The sequence below is a fragment of the Rhizobium sophoriradicis genome (genome assembly GCF_003939025.1).
GTDB classification, from domain to species: Bacteria; Pseudomonadota; Alphaproteobacteria; order Rhizobiales; family Rhizobiaceae; genus Rhizobium; species Rhizobium sophoriradicis.
This window is the reverse complement of the sequence record NZ_RQIH01000002.1, coordinates 220473-240101: the sequence shown is the minus strand read 5'-3', so window position 1 is coordinate 240101 and position 19629 is coordinate 220473. Positions and strand designations below refer to the sequence as shown.

The following is a 19629-nucleotide window of genomic DNA, read 5'->3' as shown; positions in this document are numbered from 1 at the left end:
GCAACGCGCCTTGTCACATTGTCAAGCTCCGGTGGAGCCCCGCCTCGGACACTTTTGCGCGACACGCGTCAGAATCGACGTGCACCTTCCGGCTTATTTCCTGCAATTGCATCGATCCGCTCCATCACCTCAGGCGTCATCTTGTGCCGGTGCGAGAGGGCCGCGAGGTTGTCCTGCAGCTGGCTGGCGCGTGAGGCGCCGAGAATGACGGTGGAGACGTTGGAATTGGCGAGGCACCACAGAAGGGCGAGATGGGTGATCGACAGGCCGACATCGCCGGCGAGTTTTGCCAGTTGGCCGACCTGCTGGAGCTGGGCGCGGCCGGCATCGCTCGACCACTTCTCCTTCAGCCATTCATAGCCGGGCAGGTTCATGCGGCTGTCGTCCGGCACGCCGTTATTGTATTTGCCGGTGAGCACGCCCGAGGCGAGCGGCGACCAGATGGTGGTGCCGAGGCCGATAAGGTCATAGAGGGGGAGATAATCGGCCTCGACCTTCTGGCGCTCGAAGATGTTGTACTGCGGCTGCTCCATGGTCGGCGGCGTGATGCGCAGGTCCCGGGCAACGGCGTAGGCTTCCGTTAGTTGCTGCGCCGACCATTCCGATGTTCCCCAATAGAGCACCTTACCCTGGGCGACGAGATCGTGCATCGCCCGCACAGTTTCCTCGATCGGCGTGTCGATGTCAGGGCGATGGCAGAAATAGAGGTCCAGATAATCGACCTGAAGCCGCTTCAACGCTGCATGGCAGGCGTCGGTCACATGCTTGCGCGACAGGCCGCGCTGCGTCGGCTTCTCCCCTCCCCAAAAGACCTTGCTGGAGACGACGTAGCTGTCGCGGCTCCAACCCAGCGCCTTCAGCGCCTCGCCCATGACGATTTCGGACTTGCCGCTCTCATAGCCTTCGGCATTGTCGAAGAAGTTCACCCCGTTATCGTAGGCAAGCCTCATGAGGTCGACGGCGTCACCGCCGTCCACCTGCTTGCCGAAAGTCACCCATGAGCCGAAGGAGAACTCGCTCACCTTCAGGCCCGACTTTCCCAAACGACGATATTCCATCATGCAGCTCCCGCAGGTTTTGAGCATGTGCCGGCCGGTGCCGGCCTCGACATTCACACAATCGATCAACGACCGACCGGCTTAATCTATGGCATGAACAACGATAGGCGAGCCTCGGCGCAACAACCTGCTTAAACCAGCCCCAAGAAAAACGCTCAATGCGGTTTTGATGCCTCCTCGATACCTCTAACTGCCAATCACGCCCGCGCCGACTGCCATACAAGCGGAACGAGCACCAGGGCGACGGCGGGATGACGAACCAGTTCACCGTCTCCCAGCCGGAGCTGAACATCAGCGAGCCCGAGAAGAACGAAGCCATCGCCACGGTCCCGAACACGACGAAGTCGTTTGCCCCTTGGACTTTGCCCCGTTCCTCAGGCGTGTGGCAATCCGACACCATTGCCGTCGCGCCGATGCCAAGGAGGATAAGCGAACCCCAGAAATGTCCGATATCGAGGCCGGAAAGCGCCACCATCGCCGAGCCGCCGATCAAAAGCAGTCCGACGGCGGTGATCTTCTCTTTGCCGAAACGCGCCATCAAGCGACCCGTCAGGAAGCTCGGAGCATACATGGCAAGAACATGCCACTGAATGCCGAGCGCCGCATTGTCCATCGAATGGCCGTGACCGACCATTGCTATCGGCGCTGCCGTCATGACGAAGGTCATGAGACCGTAGGAGACGACGCCCGCGGCCACCGACAGGACGTACCGGGGCGTGGTGAGGATCTCGGATAATCTACGTCCGCCACCGCCGCGGCCAGTCTTCGCTGCAGGAGGCGTGCTGCGGTAGGCCAGAAGCAGCGGGATCGCGAGGAGCGCCAGGCCCGCCTGGCTGACAAAGCTGCCGGCGAAGGCAAAGCCGGGCACGGAATCCCGCGTCCAGATGACGAGCTGCGGCCCGATGATAGCAGCAAGCAGCCCGCCCACCATGACGCGGGAAATAGCCTTGTCCCGCTGCGATCCCGACATCTCGTCGCCGGCTGCGAACCTATAGCTTTGAACATAGGAGCCATAAAAGCCGGCAGCCATTGTTCCCAGGCAAAAGATCAAGAACAGATTCGCGATGATCCCGAAAGCGGCAATCAAACCGCCTGATATCCCCAGGAAGGCTCCAAGGATATAGGCATTGCGGCGGCCCAGACGGCGCATGAAGTAAGCGGCTGGAAGGGTGCCGAGCGCCAGCCCGACATTGTAGAGACTGACGGGAAGTGTGGCGAGCGCCGGGTTCGAGGAGAGATGCTGTCCGACCAATCCACCCAGGGAAATCACGATCGGACCATTGGCGCCGCCAAAAACCTGGCTTCCCGCCAGAATGTATGTGTTTCGGTTTTTGGCGCGTTCATCGATCAAGCTTCACCTGCAATTCGTTCTGCCAGACCGGCGCCCGCAGCGGCGACTTCCCGGACTTGTCTCGAATAGAAAAACTGACCCATAATGCAAGAAAGGGGCCGGCACCCCTCGCGACATCGCCATGGGAAGGCGGAGGCAATTTAGAGTTTCACCCCGTTCTGACAACATCGAAAAATTCCGCTCACGACAAAGAAAACATTTCCATGAAATCGCCCGTCTATCTCAATGCTCTCCGCGCGTTCGAAGCCAGCGCCAGGCATGGCAGCTTCGTCGAAGCCGCCGCCGAGCTCAATGTGACGGCTCCTGCCGTCGGACAGATCGTGCGCGGCCTTGAAGAATGGCTCGGCACGCCGCTCTTTTATCGAACGGCGACGGGGAAAACCCGGCTGATGCCAACGGAGGCGGCAAACCGGGCCTTGCCTGACATCCGGGAAGGATTGGATCGACTGAGCCTCGGACTTGAGCGCCTGAAGGAAGGGGCGGCCGGCCGGGTCCTCACGGTCACGGTCAGTCCCGCTTTTGCGGCAAAGTGGCTGCTTCCCAGAATCGAGCGGTTCCAAGCGAGGGTACCGGAGGTCGATATTCGCTTGGACACCAGCCTGAAGCTGGCCGACTATGCTGCCCAGGGCATCGATATCGGCGTCCGATACGGCGCCGGTGATTGGCCCGGCCTGGTTTCGGAGAAATTGATGGAGGAAGAGGTTTTTCCAGTGTGTTCTCCGACGCTGAGGGGCTCCCTTAAATTACAGCAGCCGGATGAACTTGCTGCCTGCACGCTTATTCACGACGTCTCGGTCGATCCGAGTTCCGGCTTCATGACCTGGGATTTGTGGTTCAAGACGGTCGGCTCTACGCAGACGACGCAGCCAAGGGGCTTAACCATCAACAATTCGGCAGCTGTGCTGCAAGCCGCAATCGATGGGCGTGGCGTTGCTTTGGCCCGAAGTATTTTGGCGCATGACGACCTTGCGGCCGGCCGGCTGGTCAGACTGTTCCCCGATCGGTCGGCCGCTTCGCCGCTGGCCTATTACGTGACCTATCGGCCCGATTTTGCCGGACTGCCGCGCCTTGCCGCATTCCGGGACTGGCTGTTCGAGGAAGCGCTCGCCGAGCGGCCCGCGGCCTGAATAGTTTTTCTTTCCGATCGACGAAGAACTTCGCGTTTGCGAGTTCGTGCAGCTTCGATCAATCCTGACATCGGTGGAGTATCTCCGGCGCTGTGTCGCTGCTCGCGACGCGATTGCGGTTTGCGGAGACACAAAGTTTTTCTTTCAATCAAATCCTGGCGCTCTCCGCCGGGGTTTGGGGAAGCAGATCATGTTGAACAACGAGACCTGCCTTTGGGGCGGCCAATGAGCCTTCCGGTTATGATTGTTGGCGGCGGTATTGCGGGCCTGACGGTTGCTCATGCAATGCAGTCGGCAGACATTGAATTCGTGCTCGTCGAAGCGCGTGACCGCTTGGGAGGCCGAATTCTTTCGGCCGGGAACGGCGGATTGCCGTCCGAAGACGGATTCGATCTCGGCCCATCCTGGATTTGGCCGGAGATGCAGCCAGTCCTCTGTTCTCTGGCAGAGAGGCTGGGCATCCGGCTTTTTGCACAGAATGACGAGGGCGACATCGTCCTTGAGCGGTCCGCAAGCATCGCGCCTCAGCGCTTTCCAACCTTTCAACGCGAGCCGCGCTCGATGCGCATAAAGGGCGGCACCGCCTCGCTCATCGCGGCATTGAGAGGTCGAATTGCCGCCGAACATGTGCGGCTCGGCATGAGAGTGACGGGTCTCACTCGTCCGGACGGCTCGGTGTCGGTAACGCTGGAAGGCCCGGATGGAGCCGCCGAGACGATGGAGGCTGCGATCGTGGTGCTCGCAATGCCGCCCCGCCTGATCGACCGCTCCATTACGTTCGAGCCGCCCATCGATCCTGCCTTGCCTCGACGGTGGCAGCGCTGTTCGGCTTCGTCGGCCTAACTGCCGCGCAGCGTCGAACGATCGGACCCGAACCGATCATCCAAGCGTCTGTTGAACAGCTCGTCCGACTGTTCGGAGATAAAGCCCGGACACCGGTGGCGACGTTGTACAAAGACTGGGCCGCCGACGCGTTGACGGCGACCGAGGACGACCTGATCGCCGCCGGTCATCCCCTCCCCGACGCTCGGCCGTGGGTATCGGGAGACTGGTCGCCGGTGCTGATGCTGGCCGGTTCCGAAACCAGCGTGACCAACCCGGGCTACCTGGAAGGCGCGGCGGAAGCGGCTCCACGGGTCGCGGCAGACATTGAACGGATATGGCAAGGCCTTCCCAGGCGCTCGGCCTCGGCATCCACCTTGTGACATTCCAGGAGGTTCATATGAAACGGACATATCGCGCGATGCAGGTGACGAGCCCCGGCACGCTTGAACTGGTGCAGAGAGCAATTCCGACGCCGGGCGATGGCGAAGTGCTGATTGAGGTCGATGCCTGTGGAATCTGCGGTGCGGACGCCAAAGACATTGAGGGGCCGGACACCAATGGCCGTTTGCCACGAGTGCCGGGGCACGAGGTGGTCGGCAGGATTGCCGCCATAGGACGGGGAACACCCGGACGATGGAAAATCGGCCAGAGAGTTGGCGTCGGCCGCCTTGGCGGTCACTGCAACGAATGCGACCCGTGCCGACGCGGCCAATTTCAGCTGTGCACGAACCAGCCGATCGTCGGCGCGACCTGTGACGGCGGCTATGCCGAGATGATGATCGCCCGCAATACCGGGCTTGTCGCGATACCCGACGAACTCACGGCCGAGGAGGCCGCGCCGATCCTGTGCGCGGGGCTCGCCACCTTCAACGCACTGAAGAAATGCGGCGCGGAAGCCGGCGACGTCGTGGCCATTGTCGGCATAGGCGGTCTTGGCCACATGGCGCTGCAATATGCCCGCAAGATGGGATTCAAGGTGATTACCATCGGACGGGGCGACGACATTGCTGACGACGCCAGATCGCTCGGCGCCCATGATTATATCGATACGGCGAGGGAAAACGCAGTAGAGTATCTGCAGCGCCTTGGCGGTGCGAAGGCCGTTATTTCCACCATCGGAGACCTGCAGATGGTTTCGGCACTCATGCCGGGGATCGCGGCGCAAGGCCGGCTTGTCGTCCTTGGGATCGGAAAGGACCCTTTGACGGTGTCGTCAGGACCGCTGGTCGGCGGCGAGCGCAGCGTGTTGGGTTCGATCACCGGAACGCCTTTCGAGAACGAAAAAACCTTGGACTTTTCAGTCCTCGTTGGCGTGCGTCCCCAGTTCGAGACCATGCCGTTCGAACAGGCCGCGAGCGCTTTCGAAAAGATGAAGTCCGGTGGCGTCAAGTTTCGGGTGGTGCTGACCATGGAGAAAAACAATGCGTCTGAATGATGATTTCACTAAGCCGACCGTTGTGCACGCCGCGAAACTCGACTGGGTTGCCAGTCCGGCCCGCGGGGTCGATCGTCGGATGCTTTATCGTGTCGGCGAGGAAGTGGCTCGGGCGACCTCGATTGTCCGCTATGCCGCAGGCAGCGTATTTCCGTCTCATACCCACACGGGCGGTGAGGAAATATTGGTGCTCGATGGGATATTCGAGGACGAACACGGTCGTTTCCCGGCCGGATCATACTTCCGAAATCCGCCGGGTACGTCGCATGCGCCTGCATCCGCTGACGGCTGCACCATCTTCGTCAAGCTCTGGCAGTTTCGCGAGGGCGACGAGGCGCAAATCGTGCGCAGAACGGGTGAAGGAGAGCCTGGACTTCAAAACGATGCCGTCACCGCAACGATCCTGTTCGATGACGGTCATGAGCAGGTCTATCTGCAAAGGTGGGGTAGCAGCGCCTCGATCAGACTCTCGAATCATCGTGGATTGGAGCTGCTGGTTCTCGAAGGCGAGCTGTCCGTCGGCGCGCAACGACTTGTATCCCAGAGCTGGATGCGGCTGCCCGCAGGCGAAAACCTGATGACGAGCGCCGGTGCACAGGGTGCCTATGCTTGGATCAAGGACGCGCCATTGCAGCATGCCGATGTTTTGAAACTCCCCTAGCAAGGCAACCTCTGTGCTTTGACTAGACGCCGGCCCGTGCGTGCCCGCGCTGAATTCGCCCGCATCCGCATTCTGCCGGTAAGCCAGGGGTATGTTGATGAAAAGATACCAAGTCGCGATTGTCGGCGGAGGGCTCGCTGGGCTCTGCGCCGCACGGGCCTTGAATTCGAAGGGCGTCGACTTCCTTTTGTTCGAAGCTAGAGATCGACTGGGCGGTCGCATCCTGACGACAGATGAACATGGGATTGCCTCCGACAACGGGTTCGATCTCGGTCCGTCCTGGTTCTGGCCGATGATGCAGCCGGAGCTTGCCGACCTGGTGCTGGAACTTGGGCTTTTGTCGTTCGCGCAAGCCAACGACGGCGATGTGATCTTCGAGCGAATGTCGCGCGAAGGACCGCAGAGGTATCGTCCTGTCGAACAGCAAGGAAAATCTCTTCGCTTGACCGGCGGGTCGGCGGCGCTGGTGCGTGCTTTGGAACGAGACATCCCTGCGGGCAAAATTCAACTCAATACCCATGTGTCGGCGATGGCGCTTACCGGTGACGGTGTCGAGATTACCTCGAACGCTGCGGACGGCACGGCCGCAGTGATCCAGGCGCAGCAGGTCATTTGCGCCCTGCCGCCTCGACTGCTTGAGGCGAATGTGACGTTCACGCCGCAGCAGGACCAATCCACCTTGGCTCGCTGGCGGGATACGCCGACCTGGATGGCGCCACACGCCAAGTTTTTCGCGATCTATGATCGGCCTTTCTGGCGCGACGGCGGGTTGTCGGGAACCGCCCAGAGCATGGTTGGCCCCATGGTCGAAATGCATGACGCGACCCTCGCGGATGGAAAGGCAGCCCTCTTCGGCTTCATCGGCACCGGCGCGGATCAGCGAGCGGCACTCGGCGAAGAGCTGTTGAACAAGGCCTGCCTTGCTCAGTTCGGGCGAATTTTCGGCGCTGGCGCATTGGAGCCGCGCAGCACTATTTTGAAAGACTGGGCAGCCGATCCATTGACTGCCACAAGCCGTGACCGCGTCGCGGCGGGACACCTATCGGCCGAGGACACGAATTGGGTGTCGGGACGGTGGAGCCGGCGGCTGGCCATGGCCGGCAGCGAGACGAGCGCGATTGAACCCGGCTTTCTTGCCGGGGCCGTAGCCGCTGCGAAACAGGCTGTTTCGGCGGTTGTCTCGTCACTCTGACCGCGAAGAGCTACTTCCTCAATGACCTAAGCCCGACGGAAGCAACGGCGATGACGCTCCTTGGAACGAATTAGCAACATCCGGGCGAAATCGGGCCGCCGTCGCCCGCTGACCGGCCCATGCCATCCACCTGTTATCCACAGCTTATCCACAGGCGTGGTGGCGGCGACCGCAGCAACTTCAATGACATTTGCGCGGCGGCAAACAATAGCTCGCAAATACTATGTGACTATCAAATGACACTGCGTTTTTGTTTTCCGGCGCAGATACAAACCGTGACGGGGCTGCGATAGATTTAATTTTGTTCCCGACCGTGGCGGCGGATACTGGGAGGAGGAGGCGGTGGGCAAACGAGGAGCCCACCGCCTTTTTTTCAGGCCGTGCGGGAGCTTCTGTAAACCGAAACGCCGAGTTCCCTGATCTTCTTGCGCAATGTGTTGCGGTTGAGGCCGAGGAGATCGGCCGCCTTGATTTGGTTGCCGCGCGTTGCCGTGAGCGCAGCAAGGATCAACGGGTATTCCATCTCGGTCAGCACCCGGTCATAGAGGCCGGGCGGCGGCAGGTTTTCGCCGAAGCTGGAGAAGTAGGTGCGCATGTTCTCCTCGACCGCTTGCGCGATCGTCATCGAGCCGTTGCGGATCGGCCCCTTGTCGATCGGGCTGTCGGGAACGTCGGAGCGCAGCTCGGCATCGATGATCTCGCGGGTAATGACATCCTGCGGATAGAGCGCCATCAGGCGGCGGATGAGGTTTTCCAGTTCGCGCACATTGCCCGGCCAGGCATAGGCCTTCATCAGTTCCAGCGCCTCCTGATCGAAGCGTTTGGAGCCGAGGCCTTCCTTTTCGGCCTGCTGGATGAAATGGCGCACGAGATCGGGAATATCCTCGGCGCGGTCGCGCAGCGGCGGCAGGCGCAGCGGCACGACGTTGAGGCGGTAATAGAGGTCCTCGCGGAAGAGGCCCTGGTTGATCGCCTGCTTCAGATCCTTGTTGGTGGCGGCGACGATGCGCACGTCGGTGCGGATCGGCGTGCGGCCGCCGACGGTGGTGTATTCGCCCTGCTGCAACACGCGCAGAAGCCGGGTCTGGGCGTCCATCGGCATGTCGCCGATCTCGTCGAGGAAGAGCGTGCCGCCTTCGGCCTGCTCGAAACGGCCGGTCGAGCGGGTCTGCGCGCCGGTGAAGGCGCCCTTCTCATGGCCGAAGAGCTCGGATTCGATCAGGTCGCGCGGAATGGCCGCCATGTTGATCGCGACGAAGGGGCCGTTGCGGCGCTTGCCGTAATCATGCAGCGCGCGGGCGACAAGCTCCTTGCCGGTACCGGATTCGCCGGTGATCATCAGCGTCAGATCCGTCTGCATCAGACGGGCGAGCACGCGGTAGATTTCCTGCATCGCCGCCGACCGGCCGACGAGCGGCATGCCGTCCTGCATATCCTCTTCGAGCTTGGCGGGCTTGCGCTTCGGCTCGGCGAGCGCGCGGCCGATGATGCCGATCAGCTCGGTCAGGTCGAAGGGCTTCGGCAGATAATCGTAGGCGCCCTTCTCCGAAGCCTTGATGGCGGTCATGAAGGTGTTCTGCGCGCTCATGACGAGAACCGGCAGATCGGGACGCGCCTTCTTGATGCGCGGCAAGAGGTCGAAGGCGTTTTCGTCAGGCATCACCACGTCGGTGACGACAAGATCGCCCTCGCCCGCCGAAATCCAGCGCCAGAGGGTAGCGGCGTTGGAAGTGATGCGAACGTCATAGCCGGCGCGGCTCAAAGCCTGATTGAGCACGGTGCGGATCGCCGCATCATCATCTGCAACGAGGATCGTGGCTGTCATCGAGAAGGTCCTGTCGAGCTTGCGGAAGAGGCATCCTCGAGCGAAACGTCTTTCGACGCCGGCATGAGAACGCGGAAAGTCGTGCGGCTGTTCTGGCTGTCGCATTCGATGATGCCGCCGTGATCACCGATGATTTTGGCGACCAGCGCCAGGCCGAGTCCGCTGCCGTTCGTCTTGGTGGTGATGAAGGGATCGAAGAGATGCGGCAGCAGATCGGCGGGAACGCCGGGGCCATTGTCGTGAACGCAGAATTCCAAGGGCAGCGAGATCTTTTCACGGGTGCCGGCGACGGAAAGACGGATGCCCGGGCGATAGGCGGTCGTCAGCATGATCTCGCCGTCCGCCCGATCGCCGACCGCTTCGGCGGCGTTCTTCACCAGATTGAGGAAGACCTGGACGAGCTGGTCGCGATTGGCATAGACGGCCGGCAGCGACGGGTCGTAGCTTTCGGTGACGCGGATGTTGCGAGCAAAACCGGCCTTGGCGACGGCCTTCACATGATCGAGAACGGAATGGATATTGACCGGCATGCGGTCAACAGGACGTTCGTCGGAAAAGACTTCCATGCGGTCGACCAGCGAGACGATGCGGTCGGTCTCGTCGCAGATCAGCCGGGTCAGCGCCCGGTCGTCGTCAACCGCGGACTGTTCGAGCAGCTGGGCGGCGCCACGGATGCCGGAGAGCGGGTTCTTGATCTCATGCGCCAGCATCGAGGCGAGACCGGTCACCGAGCGGGCGGCGGCGCGATGCGTCAGCTGCCGGTCGATCTTGTCGGCCATCGATCGTTCCTGAAACACGATGACGACGGCGCCGGGCTCGCTGAGCACCGGGGCGACGTAGAGATCGACGAGCTTGTCCTGGCCGAGGCGGGGCGAACTCAGGTCGACGCGATATTCGTTGACCGGCGCCTTGCGCTCCCGCACCTGATCGATCAGGGCGAGCAGCGGGCTGCCGAAGGGAATGAAGGTGGAGATGCGGTAACGCGCCAGATGCGGGGCGCTGGCGCCGAAGAAGGCTTCCGCCTCCCAATTGGCGAAGGCGACGAAGCCGGATTCGTCGACCATGACGACCGGGTTCTGGATGGCGTTCAGCACGGCCATGGCGACGGTTCCCCCGGTCTGATCGGGCGGAGATATCGTATCCTTCGTCATGCCGCCTCCCGGCTATCGACAAGAGCTGCGCTAAGCGCATCGTAAAGGCGCGCGGCCACCTCGCCCGGATCGCGCGAGGTCATGATCGCAGCCTTCTCGCCGCCGGCCAGCGCGGGGGCAAACCGCTCGAGATACCAGCCGAGATGCTTGCGGGCATGGCGGATCGCCACCGCCTCGCCGTAGAAATCGAGCATCATCCGGTAATGTTCGACGGCGATATCGGCAATGTCTTCGCGCCGCGGCTCCGCGGCACCGGCAAGCACGCCGGCATGCCACGGCCTGCCCTGGCAGCCCCTGCCGATCATCACTGCATCGGCGCCGGAACGGCGCAGGATTTCCTGCGCATCCGCGGCGGTTTCGACATCGCCATTGGCGATCAGCGGGATGGAGATGACGTCACGGACGGCATGGATCGCATCCCAATCGGCGCGGCCTTCGTAGAATTGCATGCGGGTCCGCCCATGAATGGTAACGAGCTGAATACCGGCGGCTTCGGCGCGGCGCGCAATGTCGGGCGCGTTGATGGAATTCTCGTCCCAGCCAAGGCGCATCTTGAGCGTCACCGGAATGTCGACGGCCTTGACCGTCGCCTCGATCAGGCCGAGCGCGTGATCGGGGTCGCGCATCAGCGCCGAGCCGGAATAACCGCCGATCACCTTCTTTGCCGGGCAGCCCATATTGATGTCGATGATATCGGCGCCGTGATCGGCGGCGATTTTCGCCGCCTCCGCCATCCAGTGCGCCTCGCGGCCGGCAAGCTGCACCATGTGCGGCCGGAAGCCCGCCGCCTTGAGCCGCGACCAGGATTCGGCCGTGTCGTTGACCAGCTCGCGGCTCGCCACCATCTCGGTGACCACGAGCCCGGCGCCAAAGCGCCAAGCCAGCTCGCGGAACGGCACGTCCGTGACGCCGGACATCGGCGCCAGCACAACGCGGTTCCGCACGGATACGGATCCGATTCGGAGAGGCGCTGCGAGGTCCTTGCAAATCAAATGATTATCTTTCAGGCACACCATGTAACTGCATTATTTTTAGCCACAGATCCATGGCTTTGCCAAGGGGGCTTGGGTCGGAATCGATATTTTTCGGGCAGATGCTGGAAAAGGCCAAAGCAAGCGGTTAGAGCACTCCGGTCAATTCCGCGTATTTTAGGGGATTTATGCTGCAAATGCCGTCCAAGCAACTGATATCGGCCGGAATTGTCATCGTTGCCGCCGGCCGCGGCGAGCGGGCCGGATCCTCCAAGGACGGCCCCAAGCAATATCGCCCGATTGGCGGCACGCCGGTTATCGTTCATACGCTTGAAAACTTCATGACATGGGAGCTGGCGACCGAGATCGTCGTCGTCATTCATCCCGATGACGAGGCGCTGTTTGCCAAGGCGCTCCGCCATATCATTTCGGCAACGCCGATCCAAACGGTGCATGGCGGCCCGACCCGGCAGCAATCGGTGCTGGCGGGCCTTCGATACCTCAAGGACAAGCATGTCAGCCATGTGCTGATTCACGATGCGGTGCGACCCTTTTTCGACCACGCGCTTCTCGACCGCATTGCCGAAAGCCTTGGCAACGGCGCAGCGGCAGTGCTGCCGGCCATGCCGGTAACCGATACTCTGAAACGCGCCGACGGCGCCGGCACGGTGCTGACGACGGTTTCACGCGAGCAGCTTTATTCGGCGCAGACGCCGCAATCCTTCGCTTTCGAAACCATTCTCGACGCGCATGAAAAGGCGGCGGCGAGCGGGCGCAGCGATTTCACCGACGATGCCTCGATCGCCGAATGGCTGGGCATTCCGGTGACGATCGTCGAGGGCACGGGAGATAACGTCAAGCTGACTGTTAAAAGCGATATTGTCATGGCCGACGACAAGCTGTCGGCGTCGCTGCTTCCTGATGTGCGCACCGGCAACGGCTACGATGTGCACCAGCTCGAAGCAGGCGACGGCGTCACGCTCTGCGGCGTGTTCATTCCGCACGACCAGAAGCTGAAAGGCCATTCGGATGCCGACGTGGCGCTGCATGCGCTGACCGACGCGCTGCTTGCCACCTGCGGCGCCGGCGACATCGGCGATCATTTCCCGCCATCCGACCCGCAGTGGAAGGGAGCGGCTTCGCGGATCTTCATCGAGCATGCCGCGCGAATCGTGCGCGAACGCGGCGGCACGATCATGAATGCCGATGTCTCGCTGATCGCCGAGGCGCCGAAGGTCGGCCCGCATCGCGAGGCCATGCGGGCGAACCTGTCGGAATATCTCGGCATCGATCTCGAGCGCTGCTCGGTCAAGGCGACGACCAACGAGACGATCGGCTTCGTGGGCAGGCGCGAAGGCATCGCGGCGATCGCCACGGCGACCGTCGTCTATCGCGGGAGGAAATGATGAGCCCTTTCCCTCCAGATATCCTTACGGCGGCAGAGGCGATCATCCGTGACTTCACCGCGGCAGGGCTGATGGTGTCAACCGCCGAATCCTGCACCGGCGGGCTGATATCAGGCGCGCTGACGGAGATATCCGGCTCATCCGCCGTCGTCGACCGCGGCTTCGTCACCTATACGAATAGCGCCAAGACCGAGCTGCTCGGGGTGCAGGCGGAAACATTGCTGCGTTTCGGCGCAGTCTCCGAGGAGACCGCCCGGCAAATGGCGCACGGCGCCCTCTTCCGCTCGCGCGCCGATATCGCCGTCGCCGTCACCGGCATTGCCGGCCCCGGCGGCGGATCAGCCGAGAAGCCGGTCGGCCTCGTGCATCTCGCTGCCAAATCGCGCGCCGGCGTCCTTATCCATCGGAAAATGCTCTATGGCGACATCGGCCGCAGTGAGGTTCGGCTGGCAACGGTCAGGACGGCGCTGGAGATGGTGCGTTTGCTGCTCACGCATTGATGTGCCTGCAACCGGCCGTCAGACCGGAGCGTAGATCTTACTCGCGCGCGTTTCGAAGGCTTCGGTGAACATGCGGAAGGCGCGGTCGAACATCGAGCCCATCAAAGCGCCAAGGATGCGGCTTTTGAATTCGTAATCGATGAAGAAATTGATGGTGCAGCCGCCAGCCGGTGTCTCGATGAAATGCCAGCGATTGTCGAGATATTTGAACGGACCGTCGATATATTTGACTTCGATGACACGCTCGGCCCGGTTCAACAGCACCTGGGTCGTGAAGGTCTCGCGGATCGCCTTGTAGCCGACGGTCATATCGGCCACGAGCAGGATCCTGCCGTCACGCTCCTTGCGGCTTCTGACCGACAGCGCCTCGCAAAGCGGCAGGAACTCGGGATAACGTTCGACATCGGCAACGAGATCGAACATCTGGTCGGGCGTATGCGGTACGGAACGGTGCGTTTCGAAGTGCGGCATAGGCGGCACTTAAGCGGCTGCGCCAAGAAGATCAAGAAGCTGGCGCATACGACGGCGGGATTTTAGCTGAGAACGGGGCGAAGGCGGCGCGGTCTCAGCGCCTATACCACATACGCTGGAGCAACCTGTCGCTGCGGACGAACTGATGGAACAGTGCCGCTCCAATATGTGCGGAAAGCAGTGCCAGCAGGAGATTTGCCCCAAGCCCATGCGGCAGGCGCGGCGGATAGAGATGGAAGTTCGGCAATTCCGTGCCAGCACCGAATATGGCTTGCGCCGCGCCGCTCAGCGCGATGATGCCGACGCCGCTCGCAATCATGCCGAGGATGACCACGTAGAAGGCAAGATGGACGGCGCGGGCCAGCCACTCTTGCCACGAGGGCGCGCCCTGAACAGGCAGCGGCTTCCTGTCGAAAAGCCACCACCACACGATGCGGCACACGGTCAGCAGAAGAACCATGATCGCCGCTGGGATATGAACACGAAGGAGCGCCACCTTTGCGACCGGTTCGACGATATTGCCTGCTCGAAAGCCGGAGACGAGGGCAACGAGCAAGAATATGGCGGTCAGCCAATGCATGGAGACGGCGATGGCGCCGTAGCGATCAGTCGTGCTTTTCAGCATCAATTTCTCCTTCGAGACTGTGCCGCAGCCTCGTCATGACGCGATGTGCGGTTTGGATTTCGGCAAGTGAAAGCCCTGCGGCCATGGCGTTGACGCGCGGGTTGTAGGCTGCGATCGCAGCATCGTAGGTTTGTCGTCCTTTGTCGGTCAGCACGACGAGCTGCGCCCGCCGGTGATGCGGATTGGGTTCAAAGGCGACCAGCCCCTCTCCGTGCAGATCATTGACGATGCGCTGCACGTTCTGGCGGTTGGCACCAAGGTCCCGGGCCAGCCATGCCACCGGCTGCGGCCGATCCGCATAGACGATGGCCCCGAGGATTTGCCAGCGTGCGCTGGTCAGCCCAAAGGCCGCCACAAGTCTGTCTCCCCAGGTCAAGGTCAAGTTATTCACCCGAAACATTGAAAGGATCAGTTCCGTCAAGGCGTCGCCTGTCGTGGTTCTCGTCGCTTCATCCATTTGTCACCATATATTGTTATTGACATCATCATGTCAAGTTATTACGTATGCACCACACCAAATTGACATCATTACACCAATACGAAAGGGATCTGAAGTCATGCACATGCAACCACTTGATGAGAATTTTCCGATCCACCGCCAGCTCGATGTCGATGCAGCCCCGGTCGTGCTGATCAACCTCTTCACGCTCGATCCCGCTGATGAGCCGCGTTTTCTCGAAGTCTGGAGCCGTGATGCCGAGTTTATGAAGCGGCAGCCCGGCTTCATCTCGACGCAGCTTCATCGAGCACTCGGCGAGAGCATGACCTACCTGAATTATGCGATGTGGGAATCGAACGAGGCATTCCGAGCCGCCTTCACTCATCCCGACTTTCGCGCCCAGGTCGCTGCATACCCGGCATCCGCCGTCGCTCGGCCGCACCTGTTTCAGAAGGTCGCCGTAGCCGGCATCTGCACAGCTTGAGCATCATTAGAAGGAGGATCTGCTGCGCATTAATCGGTAGCAGATGCTCCGGACAAGCCCACAGCCGTCCGGTTAAAAAATTTGGACTGGACGGAAGACACTGATTGTCTTTGATTCTGGCGTTTTTCGCTGTTCGGGACACGAACGGCAGCTCACTACCTAGGCGACATCCCCCGGCCTGGGAGATCGGCGAAGGCTGCCCCTCATCCGCCTGCCGCCACCGACCGGGGTCGAGCCGCGGGTCGCGACCTCTCCGCCTCTCTCCAGTCACTCGCAGGGCTCTCCCCGTCAGAACGGGGAGAGGGTTAGGGTGAGGGGCAATCGTGAGTGTGAACCGAACAACCGTCGGACAAGCCCGAGCATGACGCAGGAGAGGTTAGCAAGCATTGTCGTCCGCAGACCGACCAGGGCGAAAGATTGCGCGCCGAACCTTACTCAGCCGCCATCAACAGCTTCTTTTCCCGAGCCGCTCTCAGCCGGGCGAAGTCGTCGCCGGCATGGTGGGAGGAGCGGGTCAGCGGGCTTGAGGCGACCATCAGGAAGCCCTTGCTGTAGGCGACCGTCTCATAGGACTTGAACTCTTCGGGGGTGACGAAGCTTTCGACCTTGTGGTGCTTGCGGGTCGGCTGCAGGTATTGGCCGATCGTCAGGAAATCGACATCGGCAGTGCGCAGGTCGTCCATCAGCTGCAGCACTTCGTTGCGCTCCTCGCCGAGGCCGACCATGATGCCAGACTTGGTGAACATGGTGGGATCGAGTTCCTTCACCCGCTGCAGCAGCCGGATGGAGTGGAAGTAGCGGGCGCCGGGGCGAACCGTCAGATAGTTGCCGGCGACCGTTTCCATATTGTGGTTGAAGACGTCGGGTTTGGCGGCGACAACACGCTCCAGCGCGCCCGGTTTCTTCAGGAAGTCCGGCGTCAGGATTTCGATCGTCGTCATTGGCGAGGCGGCGCGGATCGCCCAGATCACCTTTTCGAAATGTTCGGCGCCGCCGTCCTCGAGGTCGTCGCGGTCGACCGAGGTGATGACGACGTGGGACAGGCCCATCTCCTTGACCGCCTTGGCGACATTTTCCGGTTCGGCCATGTCGAGCGCATTCGGCTTGCCGGTGGCGACATTGCAGAAGGCGCAGGCGCGGGTACAGATCTCGCCCATGATCATGAAGGTGGCGTGCTTCTTGTCCCAGCACTCGCCGATATTCGGGCAGCCGGCCTCCTCGCAGACGGTGACGAGCTTGTGCTCCTTCACGATCGCCCGCGTCTCGGCATAACCTTTGGAGGTCGGCGCCTTGACGCGGATCCAGTCCGGCTTGCGCATGACTTCCGTATCCGGCCGATGCGCCTTTTCGGGATGGCGCACGCGCTTGGCGTCGGGATTGATCGTGTCGAGAATGGTCACCATTGCAGTTTCAGCTTTCCGTCGCCCTTTAAGCGGCATCATCTCTTGATCTAGCGCCGCACCAGCCGCGCAAGGAATATCAGCAGGCAGGCGCCAAGGAAACCCGTCACGAAATAACCGAGCCGGCCGCCGGCGAGCTGGACATGGAATTGGGCGAGGATGGCGGTGGCGACGACCGAGCCGGCGATGCCGAGCACGATGTTCAGGAAAATCCCGTACCGCGCCTCCATCAGCTTGCCGGCGAGCCAGCCTGCAAGCCCGCCGATGATGATTGCCGAGATCCAGCCCACGCCTTCCATACCCGCCCTTACCCCTAAGCGACCGCTCTGGCGACCAGAACCACTATGATGGCACCGACGGTGGCGTGGATGATCTGTACGACCAGCGCGTTCTCAATGCCCAGCGAAATGCCGAGCGCGCTGAACAGATAGCCGCCGACGAAGGCGCCGATGATGCCGCTCAGCAGGCACCTGATCAAGCCGCCGCCACCGACGACGAGACTTGCAAGGAAGCCCGCCACCAGGCCGATCAGCAAAAACACCAGCAACGCCTGCGTCTCCATAGACATGAGGATTTCCTTTCGATTTTTCCACTCCCGGCGTGGCTTTCCACCCCGGGAGCAAATTTCCACCCCGGACAAAGAGGGCGGCCCCGGAAATTATCAAGCGTTCAGCACACGGCCATAGGCATCGAGCACCGCTTCCTTCATCGTCTCGGAAACTGTGGGATGCGGGAAGATCGTGTGCATCAGCTCTTCCTCTGTCGTCTCGAGGTTCATCGCAACGACGAAGCCCTGGATGAGTTCGGTGACTTCGGCGCCGACCATGTGGGCGCCGAGCAGCTCGCCGGTCTTCTTGTCGAAGATCACCTTGACCATGCCCTGGTCTTCGCCGAGCGCGATCGCCTTGCCGTTGGCGGCAAAGGAGAAGCGGCCGACGCGGATGTCGCGGCCGAGCTCCTTGGCCTTGGCTTCGGTGAGGCCGACAGAGGCGACCTGCGGATTGCAATAGGTGCAGCCGGGGACCTTGCCCTTGTCTGTGGGATGAACGTTCGGCAGGCCGGCGATCTTTTCGACGCAGACGACACCTTCATGTTCCGCCTTGTGCGCCAGCATCGGCGGGCCGGCGACGTCGCCGATGGCATAGATGCCGGCGACATTGGTCTTGCCGTAACCGTCGGCGACGACGCAGCCGCGATCGGTCTTGATGCCGAGCGCTTCGAGGCCGAGATTTTCGATGTTGCCCTGAACGCCGACAGCCGAAATCATCCGGTCGGCGGTGATCTGCTGCACCTTGCCGTCCGACGTCTCGACATGGGCAGTGATGCTGCCCGCCCCCTTCTCGACCTTGGTGACCTTGGCGCTGGTGAAGATCTTCAGGCCGCGCTTTTCCAGCTGCTTGCGGGCGATGGCGGTGATTTCGGCATCCTCGACCGGCATGATCGTCGGCATGACTTCGACAACCGTCACATCGACGCCCATCGAGCGGTAGAAGCTGGCGAATTCGATGCCGATCGCGCCCGAGCCCATGACGATCAGCGACTTCGGCAGCGCGTCGGGCTTCAGCGCCTCGAAATAGGTCCAGATCAGCTTGCCGTCCGGCTCGATTCCGGGCAGTGCGCGCGGACGGGCGCCGGTGGCGATGATGATGTGCTTGGCAGTATAGGTGCCCTCGCCCTTGACGTTCTTCGGCAGCGGATGCTGCGGCTCGACGACCGGCTTCGACGACTTGCCGACGACGATCTCGCCTGGTTTGGTGATCTTTGCCTCGCCCCAGATGATGTCGATCTTGTTCTTCTTCATCAGGAAGCCGACGCCGGCATTGAGACGGGCGGAGACGGCGCGCGAGCGGCCGACGACGGCCTTGGCGTCCGGCTTGACGGTACCTTCGAGAACGAGACCGAAATCCTTGAAGTGGTTGGCGTGATCCAGCACCTCGGCCGAACGCAGTAGCGCCTTTGTGGGTATGCAGCCCCAGTTCAGGCAGATGCCACCCATATGCTCGCGCTCGACGATCGCCGTCTTCAGGCCGAGCTGGGCCGCACGGATGGCGGCGACATAGCCGCCGGGGCCGGAGCCGATGATGATGACGTCGTAGGATTCAGCCATATGTGTCCTGCCCTTCGTTTACGCTGCGCTGCGGGTCATGAGCACCCACGCGTGTCTCTTGCTGTTTTCGAAGAGCGGCACGGCATCAGCGCGCGCAGCCTCCGAGAATCCGTTTCTTCCATAAAGCGACAGAGCCGCCTCGTTATCACTTGCGGTAATGAGACTGACAGGCCGGCCATCGGCCCTGTCGATCTGATCCTCCAGCAACGTTCGCCCGATGCCGATGCCACGCAGATGGCGGTAGACGCCGAGACTGCCAATGAACCAGCTTCCCACAACCGTCTTCTGCAAGACGAGCATCGGCTCGGTCGCCGCGCTCGTCGCCTCGATATCGCCTATGCCTTCCCCGAGCGTATGGCCGATTGCCACGCCCGCAACCTCGCCATAAGCCTCGGCGATCACCGCATCCCGCCAGCCGCCGACAGCCTCCTCCTCACTCATTTTCAGCCGCCCCCGCTCCAAAGGCGTGTCGCTTATGCCGTTCGCCACATCGGCGAACCAGAGCCAGGAGGCAAAGCCATGCGAGGCGATATCCGCCAGGATCGCCAGCTCCGAGGCATCCCGCCGCGAGGCCTGCCGCAGGGCGACGAAGGCAGCCATT

Annotated in this window: 21 protein-coding genes and 1 pseudogene; 9 read left to right on the top strand and 13 right to left on the bottom strand. The window is 61.8% G+C overall.

What is annotated here, in order from left to right; all coding sequences use genetic code 11:
* Positions 1-68: 68 nt before the first annotated feature.
* Positions 69-1058, bottom strand: coding sequence for a potassium channel beta subunit family protein (locus EFR00_RS03570; protein WP_077994089.1), 990 nt, complete (start codon positions 1056-1058; stop codon positions 69-71).
* A gap of 197 nt (positions 1059-1255) precedes the next feature.
* Positions 1256-2409 (bottom strand): annotated as a pseudogene (locus tag EFR00_RS03565) (MFS transporter).
* A 203-nt stretch (positions 2410-2612) separates the two neighbouring features.
* Between EFR00_RS03565 and gcvA the strand changes: the two are divergent.
* The 6 genes from gcvA to EFR00_RS03535 all read left to right on the top strand — a co-directional run bounded on the left by gcvA (position 2613) and on the right by EFR00_RS03535 (position 7649).
* A complete protein-coding gene (gene gcvA / locus EFR00_RS03560) occupies positions 2613-3536 on the top strand; it encodes a transcriptional regulator GcvA (RefSeq protein WP_179363816.1) in 924 nt (307 codons plus the stop codon).
* A 240-nt stretch (positions 3537-3776) separates the two neighbouring features.
* Positions 3777-4379 (top strand): FAD-dependent oxidoreductase, encoded by a 603-nt coding sequence (locus EFR00_RS03555; protein ID WP_164519033.1) that lies wholly within the window; start codon positions 3777-3779, stop codon positions 4377-4379.
* Positions 4349-4741 (top strand): FAD-dependent oxidoreductase, encoded by a 393-nt coding sequence (locus EFR00_RS32905; RefSeq protein WP_086156211.1) that lies wholly within the window; start codon positions 4349-4351, stop codon positions 4739-4741. Before EFR00_RS03555 ends, EFR00_RS32905 begins: the two co-directional genes overlap by 31 nt.
* 38 nt (positions 4742-4779) lie before the next feature.
* Positions 4780-5796: an alcohol dehydrogenase gene (locus EFR00_RS03545; protein ID WP_225887839.1), complete on the top strand. Its 1017-nt coding sequence runs from the start codon at positions 4780-4782 to the stop codon at positions 5794-5796.
* A complete protein-coding gene (locus EFR00_RS03540; RefSeq protein ID WP_077993808.1) occupies positions 5783-6457 on the top strand; it encodes a cupin domain-containing protein in 675 nt (224 codons plus the stop codon). The genes EFR00_RS03545 and EFR00_RS03540 overlap by 14 nt, the downstream gene beginning before the upstream one ends.
* Positions 6458-6554: 97 nt before the next feature.
* Positions 6555-7649 carry a flavin monoamine oxidase family protein gene (locus EFR00_RS03535; protein ID WP_077994091.1) on the top strand — a complete coding sequence of 365 codons (1095 nt, stop codon included), beginning with the start codon at positions 6555-6557 and terminating at the stop codon, positions 7647-7649.
* Positions 7650-8022: 373 nt separating this feature from the next.
* Here EFR00_RS03535 and ntrC read toward each other — a convergent pair whose 3' ends face one another.
* Genes ntrC through dusB form a run of 3 tightly spaced genes read right to left on the bottom strand, consistent with a single transcriptional unit; the run spans position 8023 to position 11641 of the window.
* Positions 8023-9474 (bottom strand): nitrogen regulation protein NR(I), encoded by a 1452-nt coding sequence (ntrC, locus tag EFR00_RS03530; RefSeq protein WP_038688732.1) that lies wholly within the window; start codon positions 9472-9474, stop codon positions 8023-8025.
* A complete protein-coding gene (locus EFR00_RS03525; RefSeq protein ID WP_077993809.1) occupies positions 9471-10625 on the bottom strand; it encodes a two-component system sensor histidine kinase NtrB in 1155 nt (384 codons plus the stop codon). Before EFR00_RS03525 ends, ntrC begins: the two co-directional genes overlap by 4 nt.
* On the bottom strand, positions 10622-11641 hold the full coding sequence (gene dusB / locus EFR00_RS03520; protein ID WP_077993810.1) for a tRNA dihydrouridine synthase DusB: 1020 nt from the start codon (positions 11639-11641) through the stop codon (positions 10622-10624). Before dusB ends, EFR00_RS03525 begins: the two co-directional genes overlap by 4 nt.
* A gap of 143 nt (positions 11642-11784) precedes the next feature.
* Here dusB and EFR00_RS03515 point away from each other — a divergent pair, with 143 nt between their 5' ends.
* Both EFR00_RS03515 and EFR00_RS03510 read left to right on the top strand, forming a co-directional pair.
* Positions 11785-13002 (top strand): bifunctional 2-C-methyl-D-erythritol 4-phosphate cytidylyltransferase/2-C-methyl-D-erythritol 2,4-cyclodiphosphate synthase, encoded by a 1218-nt coding sequence (locus EFR00_RS03515; RefSeq protein WP_077993811.1) that lies wholly within the window; start codon positions 11785-11787, stop codon positions 13000-13002.
* Positions 13002-13502 carry a CinA family protein gene (locus EFR00_RS03510; RefSeq protein WP_077993813.1) on the top strand — a complete coding sequence of 167 codons (501 nt, stop codon included), beginning with the start codon at positions 13002-13004 and terminating at the stop codon, positions 13500-13502. Before EFR00_RS03515 ends, EFR00_RS03510 begins: the two co-directional genes overlap by 1 nt.
* An 18-nt stretch (positions 13503-13520) precedes the next feature.
* Here the strand turns inward: EFR00_RS03510 and EFR00_RS03505 are convergent, their stop codons facing one another.
* The 3 genes from EFR00_RS03505 to EFR00_RS03495 all read right to left on the bottom strand — a co-directional run bounded on the left by EFR00_RS03505 (position 13521) and on the right by EFR00_RS03495 (position 15055).
* On the bottom strand, positions 13521-13973 hold the full coding sequence (locus tag EFR00_RS03505) for a type II toxin-antitoxin system RatA family toxin (protein WP_077993816.1): 453 nt from the start codon (positions 13971-13973) through the stop codon (positions 13521-13523).
* Positions 13974-14067: 94 nt separating this feature from the next.
* Positions 14068-14598, bottom strand: coding sequence for a cytochrome b (locus tag EFR00_RS03500; protein ID WP_077993818.1), 531 nt, complete (start codon positions 14596-14598; stop codon positions 14068-14070).
* A complete protein-coding gene (locus EFR00_RS03495; protein WP_009991209.1) occupies positions 14579-15055 on the bottom strand; it encodes a MarR family winged helix-turn-helix transcriptional regulator in 477 nt (158 codons plus the stop codon). The genes EFR00_RS03500 and EFR00_RS03495 overlap by 20 nt, the downstream gene beginning before the upstream one ends.
* Positions 15056-15161: 106 nt before the next feature.
* Between EFR00_RS03495 and EFR00_RS03490 the strand changes: the two genes are divergently transcribed.
* Positions 15162-15521, top strand: coding sequence for an antibiotic biosynthesis monooxygenase family protein (locus tag EFR00_RS03490; RefSeq protein ID WP_077993821.1), 360 nt, complete (start codon positions 15162-15164; stop codon positions 15519-15521).
* Positions 15522-15952: 431 nt separating this feature from the next.
* Here the strand turns inward: EFR00_RS03490 and lipA are convergent, their stop codons facing one another.
* From lipA to EFR00_RS03465, 5 genes are all read right to left on the bottom strand, one after another.
* Positions 15953-16924 (bottom strand): lipoyl synthase, encoded by a 972-nt coding sequence (gene lipA, locus EFR00_RS03485; protein ID WP_077993824.1) that lies wholly within the window; start codon positions 16922-16924, stop codon positions 15953-15955.
* 47 nt (positions 16925-16971) lie between these two features.
* Complete coding sequence (locus EFR00_RS03480; RefSeq protein ID WP_009984605.1) at positions 16972-17220, bottom strand: GlsB/YeaQ/YmgE family stress response membrane protein; 249 nt, start codon at positions 17218-17220, stop codon at positions 16972-16974.
* A 14-nt stretch (positions 17221-17234) separates the two neighbouring features.
* Entirely contained in the window at positions 17235-17489 is a 255-nt protein-coding gene (locus EFR00_RS03475) for a GlsB/YeaQ/YmgE family stress response membrane protein (RefSeq protein ID WP_011425215.1), read from the bottom strand.
* Positions 17490-17582: 93 nt separating this feature from the next.
* Positions 17583-19028, bottom strand: a complete 1446-nt coding sequence (gene lpdA, locus EFR00_RS03470) for a dihydrolipoyl dehydrogenase (RefSeq protein WP_077993826.1) — start codon at positions 19026-19028, stop codon at positions 17583-17585.
* Positions 19029-19046: 18 nt separating this feature from the next.
* Positions 19047-19628, bottom strand: coding sequence for a GNAT family N-acetyltransferase (locus EFR00_RS03465; RefSeq protein WP_077993829.1), 582 nt, complete (start codon positions 19626-19628; stop codon positions 19047-19049).
* Position 19629 lies beyond the last annotated feature (1 nt).

Bases quoted from the DNA above. Each gene is read 5' to 3' on its own strand.
- EFR00_RS03570 (WP_077994089.1), bottom strand. From the start codon at position 1,058: ATGGAATATCGTCGTTTGGGAAAGTCGGGCCTGAAGGTGAGCGAGTTC.
- gcvA (WP_179363816.1), top strand. From the start codon at position 2,613: ATGAAATCGCCCGTCTATCTCAATGCTCTCCGCGCGTTCGAAGCCAGC.
- EFR00_RS03555 (WP_164519033.1), top strand. From the start codon at position 3,777: ATGATTGTTGGCGGCGGTATTGCGGGCCTGACGGTTGCTCATGCAATG.
- EFR00_RS03545 (WP_225887839.1), top strand. From the start codon at position 4,780: ATGCAGGTGACGAGCCCCGGCACGCTTGAACTGGTGCAGAGAGCAATT.
- EFR00_RS03540 (WP_077993808.1), top strand. From the start codon at position 5,783: ATGCGTCTGAATGATGATTTCACTAAGCCGACCGTTGTGCACGCCGCG.
- EFR00_RS03535 (WP_077994091.1), top strand. From the start codon at position 6,555: ATGAAAAGATACCAAGTCGCGATTGTCGGCGGAGGGCTCGCTGGGCTC.
- ntrC (WP_038688732.1), bottom strand. From the start codon at position 9,474: ATGACAGCCACGATCCTCGTTGCAGATGATGATGCGGCGATCCGCACC.
- EFR00_RS03525 (WP_077993809.1), bottom strand. From the start codon at position 10,625: ATGACGAAGGATACGATATCTCCGCCCGATCAGACCGGGGGAACCGTC.
- dusB (WP_077993810.1), bottom strand. From the start codon at position 11,641: ATGGTGTGCCTGAAAGATAATCATTTGATTTGCAAGGACCTCGCAGCG.
- EFR00_RS03515 (WP_077993811.1), top strand. From the start codon at position 11,785: ATGCTGCAAATGCCGTCCAAGCAACTGATATCGGCCGGAATTGTCATC.
- EFR00_RS03510 (WP_077993813.1), top strand. From the start codon at position 13,002: ATGAGCCCTTTCCCTCCAGATATCCTTACGGCGGCAGAGGCGATCATC.
- EFR00_RS03505 (WP_077993816.1), bottom strand. From the start codon at position 13,973: ATGCCGCACTTCGAAACGCACCGTTCCGTACCGCATACGCCCGACCAG.
- EFR00_RS03500 (WP_077993818.1), bottom strand. From the start codon at position 14,598: ATGCTGAAAAGCACGACTGATCGCTACGGCGCCATCGCCGTCTCCATG.
- EFR00_RS03495 (WP_009991209.1), bottom strand. From the start codon at position 15,055: ATGGATGAAGCGACGAGAACCACGACAGGCGACGCCTTGACGGAACTG.
- EFR00_RS03490 (WP_077993821.1), top strand. From the start codon at position 15,162: ATGCAACCACTTGATGAGAATTTTCCGATCCACCGCCAGCTCGATGTC.
- lipA (WP_077993824.1), bottom strand. From the start codon at position 16,924: ATGGTGACCATTCTCGACACGATCAATCCCGACGCCAAGCGCGTGCGC.
- EFR00_RS03480 (WP_009984605.1), bottom strand. From the start codon at position 17,220: ATGGAAGGCGTGGGCTGGATCTCGGCAATCATCATCGGCGGGCTTGCA.
- EFR00_RS03475 (WP_011425215.1), bottom strand. From the start codon at position 17,489: ATGTCTATGGAGACGCAGGCGTTGCTGGTGTTTTTGCTGATCGGCCTG.
- lpdA (WP_077993826.1), bottom strand. From the start codon at position 19,028: ATGGCTGAATCCTACGACGTCATCATCATCGGCTCCGGCCCCGGCGGC.
- EFR00_RS03465 (WP_077993829.1), bottom strand. From the start codon at position 19,628: ATGGCTGCCTTCGTCGCCCTGCGGCAGGCCTCGCGGCGGGATGCCTCG.